General features: G+C 58.9%; 2 protein-coding genes. One reads left to right on the top strand and one right to left on the bottom strand.

Translation table 11 applies throughout. The features are described from left to right. The coding region (locus WCA53_RS04625) for a glycine betaine ABC transporter substrate-binding protein (protein ID WP_423906063.1) at positions 1 to 234 on the top strand (234 nt) is incomplete at its 5' end. Positions 235 to 323: 89 nt separating this feature from the next. Here the strand turns inward: WCA53_RS04625 and purU are convergent. Next, complete coding sequence (gene purU, locus WCA53_RS04620; protein WP_423906060.1) at positions 324 to 1193, bottom strand: formyltetrahydrofolate deformylase; 870 nt, start codon at positions 1191 to 1193, stop codon at positions 324 to 326. Positions 1194 to 1509: the final 316 nt, after the last annotated feature.

Raw genomic sequence — 1509 nt, 5'->3', positions numbered from 1 at the left:
TTCCTGGAAGATCCGAAGAAGGTGTTCGGCGACGCGGAACATGTGGACAGCGTGATCAATCCGGAACTTGAGACGAAGGCGCCCACGGTGGTCGCATTCCTGAAGAAGTTCCAGTGGAAGCCGGGCGAAATCGACAGCGTGATGCTGGCGACAACGAACGGCGCGAAGCCGGCCGCCGCGGCCGATGAATGGGTGACCGCTCACGGTGACCGCGTGGAAAGCTGGACGAAATGAGCTTTTGCTTCGTCTTTGTTTAAAGCATGAAAAGCGCCGCTTCTAAGCGGCGTTTTTCATTTCCGGCGATGAAGCCCGGGCGAAGATCTTTACAAAACAACGGTCCGATCGCCATTGATAAAAACGCGCCGCTCAATAAACGCCTTCACCGCGCGAGCCAGCGTGATGCATTCAACGTCACGACCTGTTGCCAGCAATCGATCCGGCTTGTATGAATGATCCACGCGTTCGACCACTTGTTCGATGATCGGTCCTTCGTCGAGGTCGTCAGTCACAAAGTGCGCCGTCGCGCCGATCAGTTTTACGCCACGCGTATGAGCCTGATGATAGGGTTTTGCGCCCTTGAAGCCGGGAAGGAAAGAGTGATGGATGTTGATCGCCCGCGCGGCTAGGCTGCGGCTCGTTTCGCCCGAGAGAATCTGCATGTAGCGCGCGAGGATCATGAGTTCGGCGCCCGAGCTTTCGAACAGGTCGAGCAGGCGCGCTTCCTGTTGCGGCTTGGTATCGGGCGTGACGGGCAGATGATGAAACGGCAAGCCATGTTGCACCGCGAGCGGTTCGAGAACGCGATGATTCGAAGCAATCCCGACGATATCCATCTTCAGCTCGCCCATGCGCCAGCGGAACAAAAGGTCCGCCAGGCAATGTTCCAGCTTCGACACCATGATCAGCACCTTGGGCCGCGCGGCCACATCGTGCATTGCCCAGGTCATGGAAAAGCGCTCGGCGATCTGCTTGAATTCGCTCTTTAGCGCCGCGATTTGCAGGGTTTCGTCGTGATCGGCGCCGTGAAAAACGCAGCGCACGAAAAAGCGCTCGCTGAGGTCGTCGTCATACACCGTAAGTTCGTCGATATAGCACTGGTGCCGGTCGAGGAACGCGACCACGGCTGCTACCTGGCCCGCCGCGCTCGGGCAGGCGACCGTCAGCACGAGTTGATGAGGAAGGGTGTCGGCCATAGGTTCTCCACTATGCGAATGACCGCGCCGCGAGGGCGGCGCGTTTCTGATGGGAGTAGACCAAATCGGGCGGGGAGGTGGATAGAAGCTAAACGCCGTGGCGGTGGTATCGGAGCGCCAGTACGCCTTAAGCGACCACCCCGCATTCCGCAAGCAGCCAGTCTCTAAACGCAGCGAGTGCCGGCGCGTGGCCGCGCGGCGCGATGAGCAGGTAAGGTCGTGCCGATGATATTGGTCGATGCGTTTGCATCGTGCGTCGTAACCTTCGTCGTGGACTATTAACGTCGCCGCTATTCTGGATGCTCACGTTCTTGCC

It is taken from the genome of Caballeronia sp. (genome assembly GCF_049581465.1).
Lineage (GTDB): Bacteria > Pseudomonadota > Gammaproteobacteria > Burkholderiales > Burkholderiaceae > Caballeronia.
Note: the sequence above shows the minus strand (reverse complement) of the source record. Positions and strands in the feature narration are given on the sequence as shown.

Excerpts from the sequence above, each read along its gene's own strand:
- purU (WP_423906060.1), bottom strand. The coding sequence starts at position 1,193 with ATGGCCGACACCCTTCCTCATCAACTCGTGCTGACGGTCGCCTGCCCG.